Genomic DNA, 7,061 nt, shown 5'->3' on the forward strand with positions numbered 1-7,061 from the left:
TCGTCGGCGACGACATCAAGTCCCAGGTCGGCGCGACGATCACGCACCGCGTGCTCGCCAAGCTGTTCGAGGACCGCGGCGTCCAGCTCGACCGGACGTACCAGCTGAACGTCGGCGGCAACATGGACTTCAAGAACATGCTCGAGCGCGACCGCCTCGAGTCCAAGAAGATCTCCAAGACGCAGGCCGTCACCTCGAACCTGCAGCACGACCTCGGCGCGCGCAACGTGCACATCGGCCCGTCGGACTACGTGCAGTGGCTCGACGACCGCAAGTGGGCGTACGTCCGCCTCGAGGGCCGCGCGTTCGGCGACGTCCCGCTGAACCTGGAGTACAAGCTCGAGGTCTGGGACTCGCCCAACTCGGCCGGCATCATCATCGACGCCGTCCGCGCCGCGAAGATCGCCAAGGACCGTGGCGTCGGCGGCCCGATCCTGTCGGCTGCGAGCTACTTCATGAAGTCGCCGCCGGTGCAGTACGCCGACGACGTGGCGCGGGCGCAGGTGGAGGACTTCATCCTGGGGAACGTCGAGCGCTGACGCCTCTCTCCTCAGGCCGTCGAGGCCCGGTACCCGGATGGGTGCCGGGCCTCGGCGCGTTCCGGGCGCGGGTGCCGCTGCCGCGGCGGCAGGTCGTGGAGTGTTGACCGCGTCCCAGCACGGTCAACACTCCACAGCTTCGCGCTGTGCACGACGCGGCTCGGGTACGCCGCCCGTCGCGGCGCGCCGGACGACGCGGAGGCCCTCGCCTCCGGAACACATCACGGGAAACTCAGCACACCGTCACCACCGACCAACACCACGCAATGCCCGCTTTTCCCGCCTCGTCGCGCTTGCCGCACTATGCCGGTGGTGCTGGTACCACTTCCATAAATTCTCGACGCCAGTCCCGTATCACGGGCCCCCCGCCTCGCTCAGACTCCCCGTGCGGGTGCCGCCGACGGCGCCCCCCGCGAGTGCGGAGATCCCGCCGCGGAGAAGCAATGGAGAGCTGATGACCTACCGCCACCGCAAGGCCGCGATCGCGACGATCAGCGCCCTGTCCGCCATCGCCGCCGTCACCGGCACCGCCGCCGCGGCCGTCGCCGCCGAGGAGGAGCCCGCTCCCTGGGCCGACCACGAGGTCGTCCTGAGCGGCCTGAACAACCCCCGCCAGATCAGCTGGGACGGCCGGGGCGAGATGTACGTCGCCGAGGCCGGGCGCGGCGGCGAGGACTGCGTCGGTGAAGGCGAGCAGTCGACCTGCACCGGCACGACCGGCTCGATCATCCGCATCAAGCGCCCGGAGAAGACCACCAACGGCACCGCGGACCGCGTCATCACCGGCCTGCTCTCGGCCGCGGGCGGCGACGGGTCGGGCGCGGTCGGCGTCGACGGCGTCAGCGCCATCAACAGCAAGGTCTGGTTCGCCATGACCTACGCCCCGCCGGAGCTCGTCCCCAGCCCGGCCGGCGAGCAGTTCGGCAAGCTCTACAGCGGCCACGGCAGCAGCGGCAACAACAAGGTGCTCGCCGACATCACCGCGTACGAGGAGGCCAACGACCCCGACGGCGACGGCTTCGACTCCAACCCGTACGCCGTGCTCGCGCAGTCCAACCGGACGCTCGTCGTCGACGCGGCCGGCAACAGCGTGCTCTCGGTGTCCCCCGCCGGCAAGGTGACGACCTTCGCGGTCATCCCGGAGTACGCCCCCGGCCTGGACAGCGTCCCGACCTCGCTCGCGCAGGACGCGGCCGGCAACGTCTACGTCGGCGACCTCGGCGGCGAGGTGCCCGGCAACGCCAAGGTGCGCAAGTACAGCCCGACCGGCACGCTGCTGCAGACCTTCGGCGGCTTCACCACGGTGACCGGCGTCGCCGTGGGCGCCGACGGCTCGATCTACGCCGCGGAGCTCTTCGGCGGCTCGAACGCCTTCCCGGGCCAGGTCGCCCGCCTCGCCCCGAACGGCACCCGCACGGTCGCCGCGGTCCCGTTCGCCGCGGGCGTCGCGGTCGCCCCGAACGGTGACGTCTACACCTCGGCGTTCGGCATCGCCACCGCCGAGGGCATGGGCCTGCCGGGCAGCGAGGGCGCGGTGTGGCGCGTGAAGCCGTCGACGTTCACCACCGAGCCGACCGGCACGCCGACCCCGACCTCGACGGACGCGCCCAGCGCGGCCCGCGTGCTCTCGATCGGCTGACGCTCGCTTCGCTGAAAGGCAGTTCGGTACGGCCCGGCCCCCCGCGGGGAGCCGGGCCGTACCGCCTCCCGGCCGTCCTGCGTCCGGGCCGTCCTGCGTCCGGGACGTCCGCACGGGAAGTGGCCGGTCCCGCAGGCGACACCGCCGAGGCCGCTCGACGGAACGCACGTCAAACGAGGCAGACCCGGGCCGGGCGTACCCCTGCCCCCTGTCCCCTATCGTGGCCCGATGCCGCGCCCGGGGTCCTTCGTCGGCGACCTCGTCGACGTGCTCGAGGGGCCGCGGTTCCGCAAGCTCTACGCCACCCGGCTCTGCGCGCAGGCGGCGGACGGTGCCACCACGGTCGCGCTGACGTCGTTCGTCTTCTTCTCCCCCGAGCGGCAGGCGACCGCGGGCGACGTGGCGACGGCGTTCGCGGTGACGCTGCTGCCCTACAGCCTCGTCGGCCCCTTCGCGGGCGTGCTGCTCGACCGCTGGCGCCGCCGACAGATCCTCGTGGTGGCCAGCCTGCTCAAGGCGCTGCTCGTGCTGGTCCTCGCCGCGCTGGTGGCGGTCGACTACGCCGGGGCCGGGTTCTACGCCGTCGGCCTGCTCGTGCTGTCGGTCAACCGGTTCTACCTGTCGGCGCTCTCGGCCGCCCTGCCGCACGTGGTCCCTGAGCGCGAGCTGGTCATGGCCAACAGCGTCTCGACGACGTCCGGCACGGTCAGCTCGCTGCTCGGCGCCGCGCTGGCGTTCGGGATCCGCGCGGTGCTCGGTGAGGGCACCGCGGCGACCGCCGGCATCCTCGCCGCGTCCGCCCTGACCTCGCTCGGTGCGTCCGCGCTCGCCACCCGCATGCACCGCGACCTGCTCGGCCCCGACCTCGACGGGCCGCCGCCGCACCTGAAGGAGGCCCTGCAGGGCGTCGCGAGCGGGATGACCGCAGGGGCGCACCACATCCGCGTACGCCGCGCCGCCCGCCGCGCGCTCACTGCCATCGCGGCGCACCGGCTGGTCTACGGCCTGTGGACCGTCTCGACGCTGCTCCTCTATCGCAACACCCTCAACGACCCGGACGACACCGACGCGGCGATCGCCGGGCTGGCCACGGTCGTCGGGGCGAGCGGCGTGGGCTACTTCCTCGCCGCGCTCGCGACGCCCGAGGTCACGGCGCACGCCCGCAAGAGCACCTGGGTCACCGCGCTGCTGAGCCTTGCGGGGCTCACCCAGCTGGCCCTGCTGGCCCTGCCGGTCGACGAGCGGACGGTCGTCGGCTCGGCGCTGCTGCTCGGCCTCGCCGCCCAGGGCGTGAAGATCTGCGTGGACACGATGGTCCAGGAGGCCGTCAGCGACGACTTCCGCGGCCGGGTCTTCTCGGTCTACGACACGCTGTTCAACGTCTGCTTCGTCTCGGCCGCCGCCTTCGCGGCCGTCGCGGTGCCCAGCTCGGGCAAGTCGCCCGTGCTGACGGCGGCGCTCGGCGGGGGCTACCTGCTCGCCGCCGGCTGGTACGCCTCGGTCACCCGACGCCGGCCCGAGCCCGCCGAGGGCCCGATCGCGGGCGTCAGCCCTGCGCCTCCGGCTGCTCGCGGAACCACCTGAGCAGCTCCGCGACCGCCGCGTCGTGCTCCATCGGGCCGTGCTCCATGCGCATCTCGAGCAGGTGCTTGTAGGCCTTGCCGACGAGCGGGCCGGGCTTGATGTCGAGCAGGCGCATGATCTGCGTGCCGTCCAGGTCCGGCCGGATCGCGTCGATCTCCTCCTGCTCGCGCAGCTGCTCGATCCGCTCCTCGAGGGAGTCGTACGCCTTCTGCAGCGCCGCGGCCTTGCGCTTGTTGCGCGTGGTGGAGTCCGAGCGGGTCAGGGCGTGCAGCCGCCCGAGCAGCGGGCCGGCGTCCCGGACGTAGCGGCGGACGGCGGAGTCGGTCCACTCGCCCCCGGAGTAGCCGTGGAAGCGCAGGTGCAGCTCGACCAGGCGCGACACGTCCTCGATCGTCGCCTTGTCGAAGCGCAGCTCCTTGAGCCGGGCCTTGGTCAGCTTCGCGCCGACGAGCTCGTGGAAGTGGAAGCTCACCTTGCCGTCGGCCTCGAACTTGCGGGTCTTCGGCTTGCCGATGTCGTGCAGCAGCGCCGCGAGCCGGAGCACGAGGTCGGGGCCGCCCCCGACGTACCTCTCCTCCAACGCGATCGCCTGCTCGAGCACGGTGAGCGTGTGCTCGTAGACGTCCTTGTGGTGCGCGTGCTCGTCGATCTCGAGCTGAAGCGCGGGCAGCTCGGGCAGCACCACGTCCGCCAGCCCGCTCTCGACCAGCAGCGCGAGCCCGCGGCGCGGGTGGGCGCCGAGCACGAGCTTGGACAGCTCGACCTGGACCCGCTCGGCCGACACGATGCGCAGCCGCTCGGCCATGTCCCGCATCGCTCGCACGGCCTCCGGGTCGACGCCGAAGCCCAGCTGGGAGGCGAACCGAGCGGCCCGCAGCATGCGCAACGGGTCGTCATCGAAGGAGTCCTCGGCGCGCCCGGGCGTCCGCAGCACCCGCCGCTCGAGGTCCTGCATGCCGCCGAACGGGTCGACGAAGCGCGCGCCGGGCAGGGCGACCGCCATCGCGTTGACCGTGAAGTCACGGCGTACGAGGTCGTCCTCGAGCGAGTCGCCGTAGGCGACCTCCGGCTTGCGGGACTCCCGGTCGTACTTCTCGGCCCGGTAGGTGGTGATCTCGCAGTCCCACCCGTCCTTGCGCGCGCCGACCGTGCCGAAGGCGATCCCCACGTCCCAGGTGGCGTCGGCCCAGGGCTTAACGATCCGCAGCACCTGCTCGGGGCGCGCGTCGGTGGTGAAGTCCAGGTCGTGCCCGAGCCGGCCGAGCAGCGCGTCCCGCACCGAGCCCCCGACGAGGGCGAGCTCGTGGCCGGCGTCGGCGAACCGGCGGCCCAGCTCCTCGGTCACCGGAGCAGCGCGGAGCAGCCCCGCCACGGCCTGCCGCTGCAGGTCAGAGGCAGACCCGGGGGCAGGCCCGGAGGCAGCGGGACTCGGCGAATCGGAGGGAGCCACAGGCACGGGGCTCAAGCCTAGAGGGCGACGCGCGCTCCCGGCGCAGGCCAGCGGCCGTCCGCGCGGTTAGCATCGACCTCATGGCGCGGACGCCGGGCGACGACGAGCGGTCGCGGCGGACGGGAGGGTCCCGCGCCGCCGCGGGGGGCCGCGCTGCGCCGGGCGGCAACGGCGCGTCCAACGGCAACGGCGCGTCCAAGAGCAACGGCGCACCCAAGAGCAACGGCGCACCCAAGAGCAACGGCGCGTCCAAGAGCAACCGCGCGTCCAAGAGCGCGCCGCGCCTCGACACCCCCGCCCCGGCGCGCAACGGCCGCCGCCGCCTCACCCGCGTCGAGGAGACCTCCGCCGGCGGGCTCGTGGTGGACCTGCAGGGCCCCCGGCGCCGCGCCGCGCTCATCGGCCGGCTGGACCGGCGGGGCCGGCTGCTCTGGTCGCTGCCCAAGGGCCATGTCGAGGCCGGCGAGACCAACGAGGACGCCGCGATCCGTGAGGTCGAGGAGGAGACCGGGATCCGCGGCCGCGTCCTCGCCCCGCTCGGCACCGTCGACTTCTGGTTCGTGGCGGAGGACCGCCGCATCCACAAGACGGTCCACCACTTCCTGCTCGAGGCCCGCGGGGGCGAGCTGTCCGACGCCGACGTCGAGGTGACCGAGGTCGCCTGGGTACCCCTCGAGGAGCTGCGGGACCGGCTCGCCTACGACGGCGAGCGCCGCCTCGTGGACGCGGCCGAGCAGCTGCTCGCGGACAGCGCGTGACGGCACCGCGACGCCGCACCGCCTCCCGCCCGACCGCCGCGCTCGCCGCGCTCCTGCTGTCCGGCGCGGCCCTCGTGCCCGCCCTTGCCACGCCTGCCGCCGCTAGCTCGTCCGCCGCCGGCCCGTCCCGTGGAGTCTCCGCGCTGGCCCCGGCCCAGCCCGCCGCCGAGCCTGCCCCCGCCCAGCCTGCCCCCGCCCAGCCTGCCGCCGCCCCCGCCGCCGAGCCGGCCACCGAGTCCGGCGCCACCGTCACGCTCAGCGCGGTCTCCCCCACGATCTCCGGCCCCGGGCGCGACGTCACCGTCTCGGGCTACCTCGTGGCCCGCGAGGAGGCCCGGGACGTCACGGTCCGCGCCCGCGTACGGTCCGGTTCCTTCCCGATCGTGGCCCGCGTCCAGCTCGCGACGGCCGCGTCCGCCGACCTGCCGCAAGGGTCCCCGCTGGCCGACAGCGTCGAGCCCGTGTCAAACCGGCTGGCCGCGGGGGCGAGCGTGCGGTTCTCCGTACGCATCCCAGCGGCGGCGCTCGAGGGCGACGGGGCCTTCGGCGTGCGGGCGGTCTCGGTCGAGGCGCGTGGCACGACCTCCGACGGCCTCGAGGAGCAGCTCGGCTTCGTCACCACGTTCGTCCCCTGGGCGCCACCCGACGCGACGCCCGCCGCCACGCGCGTCGCCTGGCTCTGGCCGCTCACCGACACCCCGCACCGGGCCGCCGACGGCTCCTTCCTCGACGACCGGCTCGCCGCCTCCGTCGGCACCGACGCCTCCGGGCGCCCGGGGCGGCTGCGCCGGCTGCTCGACGCCTCCGCGGGCTGGACCGTCGCGGTCGACCCGATGCTGCTGGAGGAGGTGCAGGCGCTCACCGCCCCGTACACCGTCATCGGGCGCGCCGCCAGCCTCCCGGCCAGCAGCGAGGCGGTTGCCTGGCTCGACGAGCTGCGCCGCCGCGCCGCCGCCGGCTCGGTCGTCCTGCTGCCGTACGGCGACGTCGACGCCGCGGCGCTCGTCCACGCCGGCCGGGGCGAGGAGCTCGAGACGGCCACCGAGGAGGGGGCGGTCGCGGCCGCGGCCGTCCTCGGCTCCGCCGTCCCC

General features: G+C 74.1%; 3 protein-coding genes and 3 pseudogenes. 5 read left to right on the plus strand and 1 reads right to left on the minus strand.

Annotated elements, in window-relative coordinates:
• From G9H71_RS20105 to G9H71_RS20115, 3 genes and pseudogenes are all read left to right on the plus strand, one after another.
• Positions 1–539, plus strand: a pseudogene (locus G9H71_RS20105) (inositol-3-phosphate synthase); the annotation flags it as partial.
• A 454-nt stretch (positions 540–993) separates the two neighbouring features.
• Positions 994–2,178, plus strand: coding sequence for a ScyD/ScyE family protein (locus tag G9H71_RS20110; RefSeq protein ID WP_166284570.1), 1,185 nt, complete (start codon positions 994–996; stop codon positions 2,176–2,178).
• A gap of 228 nt (positions 2,179–2,406) precedes the next feature.
• On the plus strand, positions 2,407–3,762 hold the full coding sequence (locus G9H71_RS20115) for an MFS transporter (protein ID WP_166284571.1): 1,356 nt from the start codon (positions 2,407–2,409) through the stop codon (positions 3,760–3,762).
• Here the strand turns inward: G9H71_RS20115 and G9H71_RS20120 are convergent.
• On the minus strand, positions 3,725–5,134 hold the full coding sequence (locus tag G9H71_RS20120; RefSeq protein WP_331273145.1) for a CCA tRNA nucleotidyltransferase: 1,410 nt from the start codon (positions 5,132–5,134) through the stop codon (positions 3,725–3,727). The two genes, G9H71_RS20115 and G9H71_RS20120, sit on opposite strands and share 38 nt — an antisense overlap.
• Positions 5,135–5,529: 395 nt before the next feature.
• On the opposite strand from G9H71_RS20120, the pseudogene G9H71_RS20125 reads away from it, so the two are divergent.
• Positions 5,530–5,970, plus strand: a pseudogene (locus G9H71_RS20125) (NUDIX hydrolase); the annotation flags it as partial.
• Positions 5,967–7,061: pseudogene (locus tag G9H71_RS20130) on the plus strand (hypothetical protein); the annotation flags it as partial. The pseudogenes G9H71_RS20125 and G9H71_RS20130, both read left to right, overlap by 4 nt.

The sequence above is a fragment of the Motilibacter deserti genome, assembly GCF_011250635.1.
Lineage (GTDB): Bacteria > Actinomycetota > Actinomycetes > Motilibacterales > Motilibacteraceae > Motilibacter_A > Motilibacter_A deserti.

What these genes read in the sequence shown, in the direction of transcription:
- G9H71_RS20110 (WP_166284570.1), top strand. Translation starts at nt 994, where the DNA reads ATGACCTACCGCCACCGCAAGGCCGCGATCGCGACGATCAGCGCCCTG.
- G9H71_RS20115 (WP_166284571.1), top strand. Translation starts at nt 2,407, where the DNA reads ATGCCGCGCCCGGGGTCCTTCGTCGGCGACCTCGTCGACGTGCTCGAG.